At 38.6% G+C, this 20672-nt stretch carries 11 protein-coding genes; 7 read left to right on the forward strand and 4 right to left on the reverse strand.

All coding sequences use genetic code 11. The features are described 5' to 3' along the window. Positions 1–124: 124 nt before the first annotated feature. The gene (locus tag I6E85_RS05320; RefSeq protein WP_007375386.1) at positions 125–871 is read right to left on the reverse strand and encodes a YciK family oxidoreductase; all 747 of its coding nucleotides are present in this window, start codon (positions 869–871) and stop codon (positions 125–127) included. 206 nt (positions 872–1077) lie between these two features. On the opposite strand from I6E85_RS05320, the gene I6E85_RS05325 reads away from it, so the two are divergent. Together I6E85_RS05325 and sohB are read left to right on the forward strand one after the other, a co-directional pair. Then, positions 1078–3507, forward strand: coding sequence for a VolA/Pla-1 family phospholipase (locus tag I6E85_RS05325; RefSeq protein WP_024590093.1), 2430 nt, complete (start codon positions 1078–1080; stop codon positions 3505–3507). A gap of 100 nt (positions 3508–3607) precedes the next feature. Continuing rightward, positions 3608–4624 carry a protease SohB gene (sohB, locus tag I6E85_RS05330; protein WP_024590094.1) on the forward strand — a complete coding sequence of 339 codons (1017 nt, stop codon included), beginning with the start codon at positions 3608–3610 and terminating at the stop codon, positions 4622–4624. Positions 4625–4721: 97 nt separating this feature from the next. On the opposite strand, the gene I6E85_RS05335 is transcribed toward sohB, so the two are convergent. After that, the gene (locus I6E85_RS05335) at positions 4722–6056 is read right to left on the reverse strand and encodes a dicarboxylate/amino acid:cation symporter (protein WP_024590095.1); all 1335 of its coding nucleotides are present in this window, start codon (positions 6054–6056) and stop codon (positions 4722–4724) included. Between the two features lie 193 nt (positions 6057–6249). On the opposite strand from I6E85_RS05335, the gene I6E85_RS05340 reads away from it, so the two are divergent. Next, entirely contained in the window at positions 6250–9585 is a 3336-nt protein-coding gene (locus tag I6E85_RS05340; RefSeq protein ID WP_024590096.1) for a hypothetical protein, read from the forward strand. A 248-nt stretch (positions 9586–9833) separates the two neighbouring features. Further along, entirely contained in the window at positions 9834–12542 is a 2709-nt protein-coding gene (topA, locus tag I6E85_RS05345; protein ID WP_024590097.1) for a type I DNA topoisomerase, read from the forward strand. A gap of 317 nt (positions 12543–12859) precedes the next feature. Here topA and I6E85_RS05350 read toward each other — a convergent pair whose 3' ends face one another. Beyond that, positions 12860–13102: a hypothetical protein gene (locus I6E85_RS05350; protein WP_007582596.1), complete on the reverse strand. Its 243-nt coding sequence runs from the start codon at positions 13100–13102 to the stop codon at positions 12860–12862. Between the two features lie 240 nt (positions 13103–13342). Between I6E85_RS05350 and I6E85_RS05355 the strand changes: the two genes are divergently transcribed. Next, positions 13343–13888, forward strand: a complete 546-nt coding sequence (locus I6E85_RS05355) for a TIGR00645 family protein (protein ID WP_007582598.1) — start codon at positions 13343–13345, stop codon at positions 13886–13888. Between the two features lie 92 nt (positions 13889–13980). Here I6E85_RS05355 and I6E85_RS05360 read toward each other — a convergent pair whose 3' ends face one another. Continuing rightward, the gene (locus I6E85_RS05360; RefSeq protein WP_024590098.1) at positions 13981–15603 is read right to left on the reverse strand and encodes an alpha-glucosidase family protein; all 1623 of its coding nucleotides are present in this window, start codon (positions 15601–15603) and stop codon (positions 13981–13983) included. A gap of 662 nt (positions 15604–16265) precedes the next feature. On the opposite strand from I6E85_RS05360, the gene I6E85_RS05365 reads away from it, so the two are divergent. Both I6E85_RS05365 and I6E85_RS05370 read left to right on the forward strand, forming a co-directional pair. Next, positions 16266–19049 (forward strand): TonB-dependent receptor, encoded by a 2784-nt coding sequence (locus I6E85_RS05365; protein ID WP_024590099.1) that lies wholly within the window; start codon positions 16266–16268, stop codon positions 19047–19049. Between the two features lie 132 nt (positions 19050–19181). Continuing rightward, positions 19182–20672, forward strand: a complete 1491-nt coding sequence (locus I6E85_RS05370) for a tryptophan halogenase family protein (RefSeq protein WP_024590100.1) — start codon at positions 19182–19184, stop codon at positions 20670–20672.

The following is a 20672-nucleotide window of genomic DNA, read 5'->3' on the forward strand; positions in this document are numbered from 1 at the left end:
AAAGATGATAAGGGTATTGTGAAGCAACCAAAAGATCAGTCAACCGATCAAAAATACCTTAACTGATCGGTGTTAGCTAATTGCGGCTTTTTTAATGTGTTGTTTAAATTATTTAAACTCTAAATTACTTTTTTACTTGAGCATCTAACGATTCGCCATTCACTTCACTAGAATCGTCACTCATTAGATATAAATATGTAGGCATTAAATCCTCTGGTGTAGCAAGTGCGTCTCTATCTTCACCTGGATATGCAGCAGCTCGCATTGAAGTACGAGTAGCGCCTGGGTTAATACAGTTTACACGAATATTCGTTTTGCCTACTTCACATGCCCATGTTTGCATCATACCTTCTACTGCAAATTTTGAGATGGCATAAGGCCCCCAAAATTCACGACCTTTGCGGCCTACACCTGATGATGTAAATACGATCGATGCATTATCAGACTTACGAAGAACAGGAAAAAGTGCTTTAGTGATCATTGCTTGTGCAGTCACGTTTACTTTCATTATGTTTTCGAACGTAGATGAGCAAAAATGTTCAAGCGGACCGAGTGACCCTAAAATACCTGCATTATTAAGCAACCCGTCAAGGCGTCCAAACTGATATTCGATTGTTGCAGCAAGGTCACGGTAGTTTTGCTTCGTTGCGCCTTTTAAATCCATAGGGACTATTGCAGGTTTAGGGTAGCCAGCATTAACAATTTCATCGTAAACACATTCAAGTTTATTAGTTGTTTTTCCTAATAATATAACTGTAGCGCCGTATTTTGCATACGTAATTGCTGCAACTCGGCCAATACCATCACCGGCGCCTGTTATTAAAATAACTTTATCTTTAAGTGCGTTTTCAGCTGCTTGATATGTGTGCATAAAAGTACCAATTCATATAATTTTTTTGATTTTAACATAGCGAAACGTGAAGTAATCGAATTTATTGTAAAATTAGGTGGCGAAAATAGAAACTTTACGTTAAGTTTAACTGGTCTAATGTCTCATTAATAACCTGATTACATTGTTTTAACTTAATACACTGATTAAACACACTATAAAAATAAAATACGTGCGGAGCCAACAATATGAAAAAAATGCTACTTTCACTCTCGGTTACAGCTGCTTTAGCAGGTTGTGGCGGTGGAGAAACGTTAACAGATGTCAAAAACGACACAGCACCAGTTATCCCAACAGCAACAGTTACATTTGATCCAGCAGCAGGTATCTTATCGGTACCTAATGATTTATTAATGAGTGGAACTCAAGACGGTACACTTAATATTCCTGGTGAATTAGATGACAACAATGTGTCTATTTCGCGCGCAGCTTATGCAAACCCTCAACTTGCACTAGGTGCACTTGATGGTTGGTCTTCGCAGGTTCCTTATAAAATCGATTTAACATTCCCACCAAATGTGAGTTTAGATGAAGCGTCTGCTGGGACCCCTGGTACAGTAAGAATTTTTGAAGTTGTAATGGGTGCAAGTTTAACTGATGCAGAATGTTCAGTTGTAGCTGCCGGTACTGCTTGTAAATTGATCGGTGAGCTTACTTTTGGTGTTGACTTTGTAACTCAAGCTTCAGGTGATGGCGTTGCAATTATTCCTTTAAAACCATTTACGGCAGGTAGCTCATACATCAATGTATTAACTACTGGTCTTAAAGATTCATTAGGGCGCTCTATTGAGCCTTCTTCTACTTATGGGCTGGTTAAACAAGAAGCACCATTAATTACAGAAGCTCAACTTGGTTTGCAGGGTGCTGTTAACAGTTACGAAAATGTAGTTGTAAGCTCGGGAGATATCGCAAAAGAAGATATTATTTTTTCTAGTGCGATGACTATTCAATCAGCAGGCCCTGTACTTGGGACAATTAAAAAGTTACTAGCTGCAAGCTTGCAACAGCCTGCGTTACCAACTCCTGCGCTTCAAGTTCCTGAACAGCCTATGGTAAATGTACAACAAGTATTTGCTTCTCAGGGTGTAGAAGTCTCTGCTGCTTTCTCTGGTGTGCAATATCAAAAAGGTAGCATTATGTTACCGATGTATTTAGGTACGCCAACGGGTACAGATATTAGTGATTTAAGTGATACATATTGGCAAGGTATGTGTGATAACGCGGTGGCAATAATTGGTTATAAGGCCGTTGCAGGCGATGCATTTCCGACAGATCCTATTAGTGAAAATGATGGTTTATGTTCTGCATTAAGTGACGGACAATTACGTGACTTAGGACTAGACAGCACACGTCATTTAACAAAATACAACTCAATTCCAAAAGTACAAAGCATGGCAAATGTGCCAGTGCAAGTTACTAAACCTATTTTACCGATAATTAATGGTGTCCGTGCACAGTTACAATTAGATCCTATCGCAATGCCTGAAGGTGGATGGCCTGTTGTGATTATGCAGCACGGTATTACAACACAAAAAGAAAGTATGCTTGCTTTAACTGCGCAGCTTTCTATTCAAGGCTTTGCAACGGTTGCTATTGACCATCCAAGACATGGTGAGCGCGGAATAGATGTTGATGGTGATGGAACAGACGACTTTAATGCAACAACGGGTTCTGTGCTTAGTTACATGAACTTAAGTTCATTACTTGTTGCACGTGATAGCTTACGTCAATCGGCTGCTGATTTATTAGGCCTTCGTTTAGGCTTAAACTTTATTAACGATACAACTATTAATAGTAAAGACGTTACCTACATTGGGCATTCGCTAGGTTCTATTGTTGCTCCAGCATTTATTGCTCAAGCTAATACGCCAATGGCAGAAACGCTTGATCCGCTATTTAATGTAAACACGGTAGCTCTTGCAAGTGGTGGTGGCGGTATAGCAAGCTTCTTACTTGAATCTGCTGCGTTTGGTCCATTTATTCAAGGTTCAGTACTTTCACAAGCTGGTACAACAGAAGCTGATGAATTTACTGCATACTTACAAGGAGATGCAGTTTCTAACTGTGGCTCATTAATACCAGACATGGAAGCTTACTTGACATGTGGTTACAACGAATATATTGCATCACTTACCACTGCGGGTGAAACGACTAAACTTACTAACATTCAAGGTGTATTTACACAGTTTGCTTTTGCGGCGCAAACAGCGCTAGATAGTGGTGATCCAACGAACTACGCAGCCACTGTGAAAGCATTAGGTACTCCTGTTTATACTAATGTTGTTGTGGGTGATGGTGTTGATAACAAGCCTGACCAAGTGATACCACCAATGGCAGCTAATAATCCTATTTCTGGCACAATTCCATTAGCTAACTTGATGGGTCTTGAGACAGTAAGTTCTTCGCAATCATTGAGTGAAACACCAGCAAGCTACTTAGTTAAATTTACTAAAGGGCATCATGGTTCTATATTAACTCCAGCTCAAGATGCTGCAAAGGCTGCAACTGTTGAAGGCAGTGCTGCCGCTAATGCGGAAATGCAGTTGCAAGTAGCTACTTACTTAGCTGCTCGCGGACGGATGTTATTAGTTTCCAACCCTGAGGTTGTGACTGATTAATAACCAGTAAAATAATTAACCTTTAAAAGCCACTGAAAAGTGGCTTTTTTTTGCTTTAAAGCATGCTAAATTAGCTGAAATTTATAAATGGAGAAACCAGTTGGAATTTTTATACGAATACGGTTTGTTTTTTGCTAAAACAATTACTTTTGTTATCGCTATAGCAGTTATTTTAATGCTAATAGTTGGCGCTGCAGTTAAGCCAAAGGCCAAAAAAGGTGAAATACAAATTGACGATATATCAGAGCAGCTAGTTGAACTTAAAGAAAGTTTTTTACAAAATACGTTGGGTAAAAAAGAGCTTAAAGCGCATCAAAAACAACTTAAATCAAAGAGTAAAAAAGCAGATAAAGATGAGCCTAAACCTCGTTTATATGTAATTGACTTTGTGGGTAGTATGGACGCTCACGAAGTAGAAAGCTTACGAGAAGAAATAACGGCTATTATCTCTATTGCCGATCCAAGTAAAGACAAAGTACTTATTCGTTTAGAAAGTGGTGGCGGTGTTGTACATGGCTACGGACTTGCTGCATCTCAGTTACAGCGTATTAAAAGTGCGGGTATTCCTCTAAGTGTTGCAATTGATAAAGTGGCAGCAAGTGGTGGTTACATGATGGCGTGTGTCGCGGACGAGATACTTGCAGCGCCTTTTGCAATAGTTGGATCTATTGGTGTGATAGCTCAAATACCTAACTTTAATAAAATATTAAAGAAAAATGATGTTGAATTTGAGCAAATAACAGCAGGTGAATTTAAACGCACACTTACTTTATTTGGTGAAAACACAGATAAGGCCCGTGAAAAATTTCGTGAAGAAATTGAACAAACACATGATTTATTTAAAACGTTTGTAAGCACTCAACGTCCAAGCTTAGATATAAGCTTAGTTGCGACAGGTGAGCATTGGTTTGCAACTCAAGCGATTGATAAAGGCTTGGTAGATGTTATAAAAACAAGTGATGATGCATTGCTAGAGCAGCAACATGAGCGCCAAATTTATAAGATTAAATACAAAGTTAAAAAAGGGTTGAGCGATAAGCTAGCTCTTGGCTTGAGTAGTGGTGTAAATAAAGTGGGAATAAACTTACTTTCTAAGTTTAAGTCGTTAAATCCTTAGATTAGAATCTTTTTCAGGATTCAGTTTAATTATTTTTACTCGAAAAAAAACCTTGATGGATTGCATCAAGGTTTTTTTATAGCTATATAAATGTAGCTTATGAATCAATAGATTTATGATAATCTTCTAAGTCTTTAGCTGCATTAGGGTCGTTAAAGATGCTCTCATCTAGCTCACCTTCAGACTTGGCAACAACACAGGTAACCATACAATCGCCGGTTACATTAACTGCTGTACGTGTCATATCAAGTAATCTATCTACACCGATAATAATTGCAATCCCTTCTACAGGTAAGCCAACTTGGTTAAGTACCATTGCCAGCATTATTAAACCAACACCAGGTACGCCTGCTGTACCTACAGAGGCAAGTGTTGCTGTTAATATAACCATTAAATAATCAGATATTGTCAAATCGACACTAAACACTTGTGCAATGAACACGGTAGCCACACCTTGCATGATGGCAGTGCCATCCATGTTAATGGTAGCACCCAGTGGGATAGTAAATGAGGCAACCGAGTTATTAGCACCTAACTTTTTAGTAGCAGTTTCAAGTGTAATAGGCATAGTTGCGCTTGAGCTCGAGGTACTAAATGCAAATAAGCATGTGTGCTTCATTTTTGCTAAGAAAATAAGCGGGTTTAAGCCCGTTAATATTTTTAAAAGCAATGTGTAGTTTACAAAAGCATGTAATAACAGTGCAAGCACTACAACGCCAAAGTACTTCGCTAAGCTCACAATTAAGTTAAGCTCAATTGTTGTAAACAGTTTTGCCATTAAAAAGAACACACCATAAGGGGCAATATTCATTAAAAGCGTAACTAGTTTTAAAATCACAGTGTTTAAATCTTCAAATACGGTAGCAACACGTTTTCCTGCTTTACCACTTAATGCCATTGCTACACCAAATAAAAGCGCAAACACAATAACTTGAAGCATATTGCCTTTGGCCATTGCTTCAAAAGGATTTGTAGGAAACATGTCTATAATTACACGTGCAAGGGTAGGTGCTTCTTTAGCATCGTAGGTTGCATTAGATGGCAAGCTTATACCTTCACCAGGGCTAAATAATAAGGCAAGTGTAATCGCCACTGTTATAGCAATAGCTGTAGTTAATAAATATAAACCAATAGATTTACCACCTAGGCGGCCTAGTTTTTTAGGGTCGCTTAAGCTACAGGTACCACAAACAAGCGATACAAAAACAAGAGGCACAACTAACATTTTCAAGCTGGCAATGAATATTTGACCACCGACATGGAAAATACCATCAACAAAAAAGGCTTTAATTGGCAAAGAGAATAACCCAAGTGGTATTAGATAATCGTCTTCACCAGCTAATATAGCCTGAAATATAAAACCTACTGCAACCCCAAGCGCCATACCAATCATGATGCGAGTGGTTAAACTCATTGAACGGATTTTTGACATATTTCCTGATCTACATTTTATAAATTTGCCATAGACTACCAGCAAGGAAATATTTACTACAGAAAAAGTTAGTATTTATTTAAAAATATTTTGCACAAAAAAGTAATAAAAAACTGTGATTTTAGACTAAGTTATAGGTTAATATTAAGTGTAAATTAATTTTAATTATAATAACAACGCTAGGGAGAGGTTCATGCCTTTAATGCGACTGCTCGGCATTTCATTGCTAAGTTTTTTACTCACAGCCTGTGGTGGCGGTGGGTCACTTGAAAAAGACGGTTCTATAAGTGATGGTGATTCCACTACAGAGGCTGCTACATACTCGGTTTCATTAAATGGGTATTCTCAAACAGACGCAACAGAGTCAAATTCTGTTACCGCTACCTCCTCTTTAGATTTACGCGCAATTCTTACTCAAGACGGGGTAATTGTTGCGGGTAAGCGCATTACGTTTACATTAGAAGATGAGATTGGTGAACTGTCTCCATCAAGTGCATTAACCCAGAACGATGGTATTGCAACCGTTGAACTTACAGCCGGTGCTCAAGCCGGTGCTGGAGAAGTAACCGCTACTTATACAGTCGATGGTGAATCTTATACAAGTACTTTTGCTTTTCAATCAAGCGGTGGGCAGGGTGATGATACTGGTGTTAGTGGGTCAACAACTCTAACAGTAAATATTGTCGATGAAAATGGTGCTAAGTATTCGGATACAAATCCGGTTACAACTGACAACTTAGGCACGGTTACAGCGACTTTAAAAAATGATGGAGTTGCACTTAGCGAGCAACTTGTTACATTTACTACAAACTTCACAGGTAAAATAACGCCAGACTTAGGAACTGCAATTACAAACTCAGCGGGTGAGGCAAAAGTGACTCTCTCTAGTGGTAGTTTTAAAGGCGCAGGTCAAGTTGTTGCAACTTATAATCCTACGAACTCAACAGAAGTGAGTAATACAGCTGTATTTTATTCATCAGGTGATTCTGCACCAGTTGATTTGGCACAATTCTCTATATCAGTAAAGCTCTTAACAGGCTGTAACGCAGGCTGGGACGATAATCGTTCTAGTGTAAAACTTGACCCTACACAAGCAGCATCGAGTTGTACGGTAGCTAATACAATCTCTTCATCAGAACTAGGTGAATTATTTGTTGAAGTCATTGATGAGCAAAGTGGTGAAGGTAGTAAAAATTCGCTTGTTAATATTTCAACAAATTTAGGTTCTGTTCTCCCTTCATCTGGGACAGCCCTTACCGATAACTTTGGTATTGCTTTACTAAAATTGCAGCCTGGAAATACTGGTGGCGCAGGTACTGTGACTGTAACGTCTGTAGGTGAAAGTAATTCAACTAATTTTGCTGTAGGTATTGCTGATTTAACCCTAGAGGTTGATAACGGGCTTAATAAAGATACTTCAGGAAATGTTATTCCTTTAAAAGCAGGTGGTAGTACCGTTATTGAAGTAACACTTTTAGATGAAGATGGTAATTTATACTTAACTCCAACAGATGTTGAGTTCAGCTCAACTTGTGTAATTAGTGGCGACTCAGTAATTGATGCATCAGTAAAATCATCAAGTGGTATCGCAACATCAACATACCGAGCTACAGGTTGTAGTATTGATGATGATATTAATATCACGGTTGAGACAGGTGGTAAAAACTTTACTGCTACTACGATTATTCCTGTGGAAACATCAGCGGTACAATCAATACAGTTTGTTGATGTCAGCGAAACATTTATTGCATTACCTCCAGGTGAAGGCGGCGCCCCGACTCAATCGATTGTTAGATTTAAGCTAATAGATGCGGATGGCCTTGCATCCACGCAGCAACGTATTGATTTCAAGTTAACAGATTCAGTGGGTGCAGCTAAACTGTCGCTTAGAACAAGTGATACAAATAATGAAGGCTTTGTTCAAACAACGGTTGAATCTGGCATAGTGCCTGGTCCATTAGTGGTAAAAGCGTGTTTTATTTCTAAAGAAGATGTTAATAATTTACCTGAAGGTGATGACTTAACATGTTGGGTTGATGATGTAGAACTGTGTACATCAGAACCAAACAATGAAATTTGTCCAGACGGAACACTTACTTTAGTACCATTGAGCGAGCAGATAAGTTCTGTATCGGCTCAATTAACACTGGCTTCGGGCGTAACAGACCAAAACAGTTTTGATGCAAGCCCAAATACGTTTAATACTAACTCACTTAATTATAACGGTGTTTTAAATGATATTACGGTATATTTTGGTGACCAATTTAATAATTATAACGGTGACGGTGTAGAAGCAACTATTTTAGCTGAAGCTGGTGTTATTGGCTCATCTAGCAATGAAGTTACTTGTAAAACTGACGATGCTACCTGTGTTGTAACCTGGCGCTCTCAAGGGGACCGTCCATTTTATGATTATAAGTGGGGTAACCGAATTGGCGATATTGATGGGGACGCAACAACTACTGAAGGTATTAATCCAAAAACAGGTATTATAAATTGTGACCCATATTTTGGTATTGCAGCTCCTTGTATAAATGGTATTACACGCGCTAAAAATAATGCTGATGGTGTTGTTATGGGAGGGCGTGTAAGTGTTCTCGCTGTCACTAAAGGACAAGAGAACTTTGTAGATGAGCAAACTACTGATGATGTTAAACGCACCAATGGCTTGTTTGATATTGGTGAATATTATACTAGTTACGATTTACCTGAAGCATTTATAGATCACAATGAAAATGCTGCCTTCGATAAAGCAAACTGTAGTGATGCAGATGCTTCAAATTATGACCCGTCTACGGATGAATGTTCTGAGTTAATTTCACGAGGTGGTCATAATGAAACATGGCGAGACCTAGATAATGACGGTATTTATGACTTTGCAGATGGTAAATATAATGGCTTATTATGTAGCGAAGCCGCTGAAAATGCAGGTGAGTGTTCTCGAGAGCTAATTGAGGTGCGTAAACAAATTGAATTGGTTATGTCTGGAGATAACCCATATGTTCGTTTTTCTGTGCTGAAAACAACGGATATTCTTGATGCGCCGTATCCTGTTTACGTACCAGCAGATTGCTCAAGCTCTATTGTTGCTTCTCTGGAAGGTTCTGATGTGCTAGAACGTTGTGATGCTGAATCTATTAATCTATCTACGGTTAACGTTATTATTGATAACCCAGATTATGATGATACGGATCCAGATGAAACAGATCCTGAAACACTTACTATTGATATAGGTCTAAGTGGTATTACAGTTCGTATTCACTACACAGATGAGTTTGGTAATCCACTACCAGCGGGTACAACTGTATCTATAGCCTCTACAAATGGTGACTTATCTATTATCGAAAATAACGCTATTATTCCAAGTACGAATACGGATAAACCAATGTATTCAGATGTTCGTATTTCTCGTGAAGCGGATGGTAATGATAAATTTGACGGTGTACTTTCAATAACATTTGAGTTTACTACTCAGGCTGGTGGCACTAAAACAGTCTCCAAAGGAATCGAAATTTACGATAGTAAATAAGGCTTTATTTTAAAAATGCCAACCTTTAGGTTGGCATTTTTGTTTCTGTTCTATATATTCCACATCAATTAATCTAAAAACACTAGTTTGTTTAATTTAACGACAAAAATTGTTCGTTTATTCAGTAAATACTGAAAAGTTTGTATTAAAAGCTTGTAACAACTAGTGTTTGTAGATATACCTATAAATATTCGCGCCGCTTATGTCGGCAAAACACATTTTTAATATTTGGTTAGAAATAGGCAACTATGGGCAAATCGCTAGTAATTGTAGAGTCTCCTGCTAAGGCTAAAACAATTAATAAATATTTAGGTAATGACTTCATCGTAAAGTCCAGTATTGGGCATGTACGAGATTTACCTACTTCAGGTTCGAGCAAAGCTAAAGTGCCGGCAACTAAAACGCCAGCAGAAGTTCGTAAAATGGAACCTGAAGAGAAAGCAGCGTATAAAAAGCAACGAGATTATACAAACTTAGTCGCGCGTATGGGTATTGACCCAAACCAAGGCTGGGATCCGCATTACGAAATACTGCCTGGTAAAGAAAAAGTTGTTCAAGAATTACAAAAGCTGGCTGAAAATGCAGACCAAATATATCTCGCAACGGATTTGGATAGAGAAGGGGAAGCAATTGCTTGGCACCTTCAAGAAATCATTGGTGGTGATCCTGCTAAATATAAGCGCGTAGTTTTTAACGAAATTACTAAAAACGCAATACAGCAAGCGTTTGAAACACCTGGCGAGCTTAATACTGATATGGTTTATGCTCAGCAAACACGTCGCTTTTTAGACCGTGTTGTTGGCTTTATGGTATCACCTTTATTGTGGGCCAAAGTGGCCCGTGGACTTTCTGCAGGACGAGTTCAGTCTGTTGCGGTACGTTTATTAGTAGAGCGTGAGCGCGAAATTAAGGCGTTTATCCCTGAAGAATTTTGGGATATCCATGCTGACGTTAAAAATACTGAGTCTGAATTACGTTTAGAAGTAGCCAAACAAGCAGGAAAGCCTTTTAAGCCTGTAAATGAAGCTCAGGCTAGCGCAGCGGTTAAAAGCCTTGAGAATGCAGAATACAAAGTAATTAGCGTTGAAGAAAAACCAAGTAAAAGTCGCCCAAGTGCGCCATTAATTACTTCAACCATGCAGCAAGCGGCAAGTACGCGTTTAGGTTATGGCGTTAAAAAGACCATGATGCTTGCTCAGCGTTTGTATGAAGGTGGTTATATTACGTATATGCGTACCGATTCAACTAATCTTTCAAAAGATGCCGTTGAAATGTGTCGTGAGTATGTAACAAACGAGTTTGGTGCTAAATACTTACCAAAAGATCCAATTAGCTACAGCTCTAAAGGCAATGCACAAGAGGCGCATGAGGCAATACGTCCTTCAAGCGTTACCGTGTTATCTGGTCATGTTGAAGGTGTAGACGCCGATGCTAAAAAGCTGTACGAGCTAATTTGGCGTCAGTTTGTAGCGTGCCAAATGGTACCTGCTGAATACGATTTAACAACACTAACTGTTGCAGCTAACGACTACCAGCTTAAAGCGAAAGGCCGTGTGCTACGCTTTGATGGTTGGACAAAAGTACAACCTGCGATACGTAAGAAAAACGAAGAAGATCAATCACTACCGGCTGTTAAAGAAGGTGAAGTCCTTACTTTAATCGAACTCGATCCTAAGCAGCATTTTACTAAACCGCCAGCGCGCTTTAGTGAAGCAAGTTTAGTAAAAGAGCTTGAAAAACGCGGTATTGGTCGTCCATCTACTTATGCGTCAATTATATCAACGATTCAAGATCGTGGTTATGTACGTGTAGAAAACCGCCGTTTCTTCGCTGAAAAAATGGGTGAAATAGTTACCGATCGCTTGGTTGAAAATTTCACTGATTTAATGAACTTTGATTTTACAGCTAAAATGGAAGGCCGTTTAGATGATATCGCTGAAGGCGAGCGTGTATGGACTCAAGTTCTAGATAAGTTTTATGCTGATTTTTCAACGCAATTAACTGTCGCTAAAGACGAGCCAGAGAACGGTGGCATGCGTCTTAACGAGATGGTTGAAACCGATATTGAATGTCCTACGTGTAGCCGAAAAATGGGTATACGAACGGCATCAACTGGTGTTTTCTTAGGGTGTACTGGTTACAGCCTTCCGCCAAAAGAGCGTTGCACTACAACAATGAACTTGGTGTCGGGTGATGAAGCAGTTGCAGCTGATGTAGAAGATGTAGAAACTGAAAAGTTAATGCAGATGAAACGTTGTCCTATTTGTGAAACTGCAATGGATTCATACCTAATCGACGAAACCCGTAAATTACATGTGTGTGGTAATAACCCCGCATGTAAAGGGCATATTGTTGAAGAAGGCACCTTTAAAATTAAAGGCTATGACGGACCAATTATCGAATGTGATAAATGTGGCTCTGACATGGAACTTAAATCGGGTCGTTTTGGTAAGTATTTTGGCTGTAATAATGACGAGTGTAAAAACACACGTAAACTACTTAAAAGTGGCGAAGCTGCTCCACCAAAAGAAGATCCTGTTCACATTACTGAGTTAGAGTGTGAAAAGTCAGATGCGTATTTCGTATTACGTGATGGCGCCGCTGGTATATTTTTAGCTGCAAATACTTTTCCTAAGTCTCGTGAAACACGTGCACCTAAGGTAGAAGAGTTAAAACGCTTTAGAGACCGTATCTCGCCTAAGTTTTATTACTTAGCAGATGCACCTGCTAAAGATCCTGATGGTAATCTTGCTGTTGTACGCTACAGCCGTAAAAATAAAGCTCAGTATGTTATGACTGAAGTTGACGGTAAAGCTACTGGCTGGACTGCTCATTATGAAGCAGGTAAATGGACAGAAGAAGCGAAGAAAAAGGCAGCACCTAAAAAGAAAGCTGCTGCAAAAAAGGCACCAGCTAAAGCAAAGCCTAAAGCGAAAGCTAAAAAAGAAGATGAATAAGCACGTTATCGCTTATTCATAACTTCTTATAGGTTTTAAAAAACCATAAAAAAACCGGAACGCACAGCTTGTGTCTATTCCGGTTTTTTTGTGCCTAGTTAAATGTTTTCGCAACGGCTTTATTAGCAGTACATTCAACTAAGCGTATTGGAGATACCAATTTTATTAAAAACATGGTCATTATATTGCACTAAATAACCCACTCACTGCGTTAAAAAACATTCATATAAAACAACTATATGTCATGCTATTTCACTTGCTATTGAGCTATTTTCTTAGCGCTATAATAGATCACTAATTTAATGCAATTGGTATGATTAAATCTTAACAGAAGATACTTTTTTATAGCCTTCAGATTCAAGCTCATCATTTACGCATTTTAATACGTAGGCATTTAGCTCTTCATTGCTTACGTCATCATCTTTAGCCCAGTTAACACACATTTCTGTGTATTCTTTTACCATTTCGGCTGAAGCTGTTGGCGCATCGTCTGCTACCGCGTAAGTCGCAGATACTGCAAATAGTGGAGCTACGATTAATGCTAGCAATGCTTTTTTCATTCGTTTATTCCTAAAAAAATGGTGTGATGACTGATTTACCCAGTTTAAGATTAGGTTTAAACCAGTAGTGCCCAATCCAGAACAACTCTGTTGGTACACTGATTTTTAAACGAAAACGAAATAAAAGATAACGAAATTTTTTTATCGTGAGGATGAGTAATTTACTTGTCAGGATTTCGCAGCATTGTGTTGCAGTGGTTTATAAGCTAAGGTCGCTTTTTTTAATTAAAAGACAAACCAATGTCATCACACACCCCTAATAAAAAACCACGCCAAGCTAATAAAGTAGAGCATGCATTAGAATCTTTTATTTTTAAAGGGCGTTGGCTACTAGCCCCATTTTTTGTGGGTTTACTATTTGCAGTTGTACTGTTGTTAATAAAGTTTTTTAAGCAGCTTTATTTAATGGGTATTGCGACATTTACAGCAACCAATCAAGAGTTACTTGTCGGTATTCTAACTTTAGTTGATACGGCATTATTAGCGGGGTTATTGCTGATCATTACATTTAGTGGTTACGAGAACTTTGTTTCTAAGCTTAATATTGATAATCACGAAGACAGACCATCTTGGATGGGAAAAGTTGGTTTTTCAGGTCTAAAGATGAAATTAATAAGTGCGATAGTCGCTATTTCGGCTGTTGAGTTATTAAAAGTATTTATAAACTCAGGCGCATATCCAAGTGATGAGCTACTTTGGAAAGTGACTATTCATGTCACGTTTGTAATGTCAGGCGTTTTATTTGCTTTAACTGACTACTTAAACAGTAAAACCCAAAGTCATTAGAAAAATTAAACGCATAAAAGAGCCCAAGTAATTTACTTGGGCTTTTTATGTTTAGAGCTTAGCTGTAATATTAAGTGTAATTATTGATGTCATTAACACTTTGCATAAAAGCAAGCGAAAGGCTCAAGTGTTAGTGTGTCTTGGCTTAATTTTGCGCTGTGGTGGCTAAGCTCATTGTATTCTTTAACGATTGATGTTGGCATATCAATACTTGTTTGTTGAGAGCTTAGATTAAACATGCACAGCATTTTTTGCGGTCCAAGCGTTCTATAAAAAGCAAGCACAGGCTCAGGCGTTTCAATAAACTCAATATCACCCTCAAGTAAAACAGTTTGGCTTTTGCGCCACGCCATAAATTCACGGTAGGCGTTTAAAATTGAGTTGCTATCATTAGTTTGCACAGCGACTGATTGCTGTTTGTGTGCATTATCAACGGGTAGCCAAGGTTTTACATCACTAAAACCGGCATGAGATGAATCAACTTGCTCCCAAGGCATTGGCGTTCTACAGCCATCACGCCCTTTAAAGTTAGGCCAAAATGTAATGCCGTATGGGTCTTGTAAGTCTTCAAAGGCGACAGATGCTTCACCTAAACCTAATTCTTCACCTTGGTACATACACACACTGCCACGAAGGGAAGCAAGTAGGGCGGTTAGCATTTTACATTGCTGAGGGTTTATTTCGCCATTTTCGCTCCAGCGACTTGCTACGCGCTCTACATCATGGTTGCTAAATGCCCAACACGGCCAACCCTCAGTCATACGTTGTTCAAGAGTTTGAACCGTAGTTCTAATATATTCACTTGAATAATCATTTGTTAAGAGCTCAAAGCTATATCCCATGTGCAGCTTATCGCCACCTTGGGTGTATTGCGCCATTGTCGCCAATGAATCTTCTGATGAGATTTCGCCAAGCGATACAGTACCTGGGTATTTATTAAGTAATGTGCGAATGTCTTGCATAAACTCAATATTTTCTGGCTGAGTGTTGTTGTAGTAATGATACTGAAATGCGTATGGGTTATCTTCACTAAAACCACGACCCTGGCGCTTATCTTTTGGTTTAGCTGGGTTATCGCGAAGTTGTGCATCGTGATAACAAAAGTTAATAGCATCTAATCTAAAGCCATCAACACCTTTTTTAAGCCAAAACTCTACGTTATCAAGTACAGCTTGTCTTACGTCAGGATTATGAAAGTTTAAATCGGGTTGTTCGGTTAAAAAGTTATGCAAATAATATTGCCCACGGCGAGGTTCCCACTGCCACGCGCCACCACCAAAAATAGACAGCCAATTATTAGGTGCTGTGCCGTCATCTTTAGCTTCAGCCCAAACATACCAATCTGCTTTATCGTTATTTTGATTTTCGCGGCTATCTGTAAACCATTGGTGTTGATCTGATGTATGGCTTAGTACTTGGTCAATTATAATTTTAATATTGCGATCATGGGCTTGGCTAATAAGTTCATCAAAATCGTTTAAATCACCAAAAAGCGGGTCAATGTCACGGTAGTCACTAATATCGTAGCCAAAGTCTTTCATCGGCGATTTGAAAAAAGGTGAAATCCAAATTGCATCAACGCCTAAGCTTTTAATGTAATCAATACGATTAATAATCCCTTTTAAGTCACCAATACCATCGTTGTTGCTATCTTGAAAGCTACGCGGATAAACTTGATAAATAACCGCACCTTTATACCACTGCTTTTGGGTCATGCTTTTCTCCGTCATTCCACACAGTATTTAGACTATTCTTCATTGTGATTACGATTAATCACGTTATTTTCAAAAAGCATACGTGAAGCCTGTAATTCTGTAAAAAGTCTGCATACGTATGCACTAAAAATAATGCAATAAAATTATTTAAAATAAGCGCTTAGCGCATCTTTAGCGGTGTTCGTTTTGTGTGTTTAATGTTTACCAATTATGTTATTCATTCATTTTTTAGTTAAATTTAACCTAACAGTTTGTACTATAAAGGAAATATACCCTTGGTTTTACTAGAAATGGTCTGACCAATTTAACACTTAGTAAATGTGCAATTATTTAAACGTTATATAACAGCGCTAATTAATTTCATCTTGTTTACATTCAAGTAGGAAGGCTATTAGTTTTCTACAGAATAGATTTAATCTATCATGCCCTTTCAGTGTTTTTTGTTTTGTTTATTTTTAATAAAATCATATGGTTAAAATTATATGCGTGTAATGTATGTTAATGTTAGGCTACATTGAAATTGTTGAATACGTATGCATAAAGTTGTTAATAAAATAAATCTGGCGTTAATATTCATCCTGACAACAAAATTAGCTCGCCTTGTTTAACTATCACTTAAACATTGAACGCGGGTATCACAATATGGGTAACGGGAAAACATTATGTCTATGTTCAAACCAAGTATATTAACTTTAGCATTAACAGCTGCAGGCTTATCAAGCTTTGCTACACAGGCTGCTCAAGAAGATACAATAAAAAAAGATGATGTAGAAGTTATCGAAGTTAAAGGCTTTCGTGGCAGTGTTGTAGAATCAATCAACACAAAACGTTTTTCTACACAGGTTGTAGAATCTATTTCTGCAGAAGATATAGGTAAGCTGCCAGACTCTTCAATTGCTGAATCGATTGCGCGTTTACCCGGTTTAACCGCACAGCGCTTAGACGGCCGAGCAAGTCGTGTCTCTATTCGTGGTTTTGGCGAGAATGAAAGTGGCACAACGTTTAACGGTCGTGAGCAGGTATCGATTGGTGATAACCGTGGTGTAGAGTTTGACCTTTATCCATCAGAAATAATGAGCGGTGTAACCGTTTATAAAACGCCAAATGCAAGTATTGATGCTGAAGGTATTGCCGGTGTTATTAATATGCAAACCGTGCGCCCTTTAAGTAAAGGCGAACGTGTTGTGCAAGTAAATGGGCAGTATGAGCAAACCAGCTTTGGTAAATTAAATCCAGACGGTAATGATGACGGTTACCGAGGCACTATTTCATACATTGACCAGTTTGCTGACGATACAATTGGTGTTGCCTTTGCTTTAAATACAATGAGTTCACCAAATCAAGAAAAACGTTGGAACTCATGGGGCTACCCAGAATTCACTGAAAATGGTAACGATTATTCAATTTTAGGTGGTGCTAAACCTTACGTGCGTTCATCAACGCTTGAGCGTGATTCTGCAATGCTTGTTTTAGAAGCGGCGCCTACTGACAAATTAAACATGACGTTTGATGCGTTATATGTAGATTTTACAGATGAAAAAATTCTACGCGGTATTGAAGTTCCATTTGCATGGGGACAAGGCAGTATTGATGCAAATAGTGTTGTAGTTGATGAAGCATCTGGCTTTATAACAAGTGCAGTAACACAAGGCCAACGTGTAGTAGTTCGAAACGATTATGAAGAACGCGAAGCCGAACTTACAGCTTTTGGTTTTAATACTAAATACGATATTGACGATTCGTGGTCAGTAGAGTTTGATGCAAGTTATTCACAAGTAGACCGTAAAATCTGGAGTGTTGAGAGCTACTCAGGCACTGGCCGTGGCGATGCTCGCGGTGTTGCAGATAACTTGGGTTACACATTTAATGGTGGTAACACTGGGGCTACTTTTTCACATGATTTAGATTATAGCGATTATGGTTTAATACAGTTAGGTGGCCCGCTATCGTGGGGTGCAAGCTCTGCACTTAACGATAAATATGGTTTAACTGGTACTGAGTATGAAAACCAAGCGCAAGATGGTTTTATTAATGCACCGACCATTGAAGATGAGCTATCAACATTAAAAATAGCGGCTTCAAAGGTATTAGAAAACGAGTACATAAGCTCTATTGAATTTGGTATGTCTTACAAAGAACGTGAGAAAACAAAAGATTCAGAAGGTTACTTTATGACGTTATCTAGCTTTTCGCTTGATAACCCAGGCATGCTTAATGTGCCAGAACAGTACCGAAACGGAAGTGTTGATTTAGGTTTTATAGGCATGGGCGATATGATTGCTTATGACGTAAATGGCTTAGTTAACGACGGTTATTACGACTTACTGGCAGAGAGCTTAACAAATACAAGTCATGCAACTAAATCGTGGACTGTAAAAGAAGAAATTACTTCTGCATTTATTCAAGCAAATATTAATGCTGAAGTAAGCGGTCTTGCATTAACGGGTAATGTGGGCGTGCGTTATGTACAAACTGATCAATCATCACAAGGTAATGCATTTAGTACTGTTGATGGTGTGGTTGTTACATCACCTACAAACATAAGTCATGATTACTCGCACGTATTACCTAGCTTAAACCTGTCACTTGCGATTGATGAGCAACAAACGATACGTTTTGGTGTTGCTAAAACAATTTCTCGTGCACGCTTAGACGAAATGAATTCATCAGTTAATGCTTCATATAATCAAACACCTGATGAAAATGGTAACTACTGGTCTGTATCGGGTGGTAACCCAAATTTAGAACCTAAAGAAGCAACCGGCTACGATTTTACTTACGAGAATTACTTTAGCGATGAAGGTTACTTCTCTGCTGCGTTTTTCTATAAAGACTTAACCCAGTGGATTTTTGACGGCACGTACGCAATTGATATGTCAGGCGTAGCTGACCCTTCAACAGGTGAAGTTCCTGCAACATCATCAGGTACAGGCAGCGGTAAAATAAATGGCGGCGGTGGCGATTTATATGGTTACGAGCTTTCACTAGCGTTACCATTTAAAATATTCCACCCATCTCTTGAAGGTTTTGGTTTAATTGCCAGCCATACTGGTATTGAGTCTGATATTGAAGATCAAAACGGTAACGATTACGAGCTACCAGGTCTTTCGGATAAAATTCAAAGCTTAACAGTTTACTACGAAATGCATGGTATGCAATTACGTACCAGTATGCGCAAACGCAGTGCCTTTAAAGGCGATGTATATGGTTTAGGTTTTAACACTGAACAAGTTGATATTTTAGGTGAAACTATTTGGGATGTTCAAGCAGGTTATGACTTCTCTGAGGCCGGTATTGAAAGCCTTGAAGGTTTATCTGTCCAGTTTCAAGTACAAAACTTAACTGAAGAACCGTTTACGTCACTTTCTGGCGATAATGCTCTACAAGTACGTGACTACCAAGATTACGGTCGTACTTACTTGTTAGGCTTTAGTTACAAGCTATAATAAAAGTTGTGTGTAGAAGCCCTTGTGATTTGTTTTACAAGGGCTTTTTTATAGCTAGTTTATCAAACACTGATTAATACCAATTCGCTTAATTAAGTTTATTGAGCGCTGTATTAAAGTGTGGGCAATAATATGAAACCAATAAAACATGTCGTAATTGCAGGCGGTGGTACCGCAGGGTGGATAACAGCAGCACTGCTTAATAAAGTGTTAGGTAAAGTAATTAATATCACACTAATAGAATCATCAGCTATTGGTACGGTAGGAGTGGGTGAAGCAACGATACCGCCCATTATTCAACTTAATAACGCGCTGGGTATAAACGAGCAAGATTTTATTAATGCCACTAATGCTTCAATAAAATTAGGTATAGAGTTCGAAAACTGGAAAACGCCAGGGCATAGCTACATGCATGCGTTTGGCTCGTTAGGTAAAGATTTTCCCTTTTGCGATTTTTATAACTTTTGGTTAAAAGGTCAAATTACGGGCTACGAAGACGACTTATGGGATTTTTCACTCAATTACCAAGCGGCTAAACAGCATAAATTTGCACCCCTCAATACAATTCCTAATACCCAACTACCTGGGCTGAGTTACGCATATCATTTTGATGCGACGCTTTACGCTGAATACTTAAAAAAGTTGGCTATATCGCGCGGTGTTAAACACATAGATGCAAAAATAAGCCATGTTGAACAATGCGATACAGGCAATGTTAAAAGCCTAGCACTGGATAACGACAGTCAAATTAGTGGGGATTTATTTATAGATTGCACCGGGCTGCGTGCACTATTAATTGAACAAACACTAAATACAGGGTTTATTGATTGGTCTCATTACTTACCATGCGATAGTGCAGTAGCCGTACAAACAAAAAGTACTCATGAGCTTAAGCCCTATACGCGATCTATTGCACATAGTGCTGGTTGGCAATGGCAAATACCACTGCAAAATCGTATTGGTAATGGCCTTGTTTATTGCAGTAGATACTTGTCAGATGATGATGCTAAGCAGTTACTGCTAAAAAGCTTACCCGCTGAGCCAATTACAGAGCCCCGTATTATAAAATTCAAAACAGGTCGGCGTTTAAAGCAATGGCATAAAAATGTGGTGTCGGTTGGCCTCTCAAGTGGTTTTTTAGAGCCGCTAGAGTCAACCAGTATTCATTTAATTCAAACTGCGGTTACGCGTTTAATTAAGCTATTTCCACACAACGGTATTAGCGATGCGTTAGTAACGGAGTTTAATAAACAAAGCGTTATTGAATTAGAGCACATACGTGATTTTATTATTTTGCATTATAAACTCACCGAGCGAGAAGACTCCCCGTTTTGGCGTCAATGCATGCAAATGGATATACCAAATTCCCTTACCCATAAACTGAATTTATTTAAACACACAGGCAAAGTAATACGTGAAGATGATGAACTATTCGCCGAAGTTGCTTGGCAGCAAGTCATGATAGGGCAAGGGCTTATCCCTGATGACTATAACAGTATTGTTGATTCACTAAGTGATGACCAACTGAGCGATTTATTCTCTACTTTAAAAACGTTGATCAGCTCAACTGTAACGCAGTTACCAACTCACCAGAATTTTTTAGCCAGCATTAAAAAGGTATAA

This window comes from Pseudoalteromonas sp. NZS71 (assembly GCF_015864715.1).
Taxonomy (GTDB): domain Bacteria; phylum Pseudomonadota; class Gammaproteobacteria; order Enterobacterales; family Alteromonadaceae; genus Pseudoalteromonas; species Pseudoalteromonas arctica.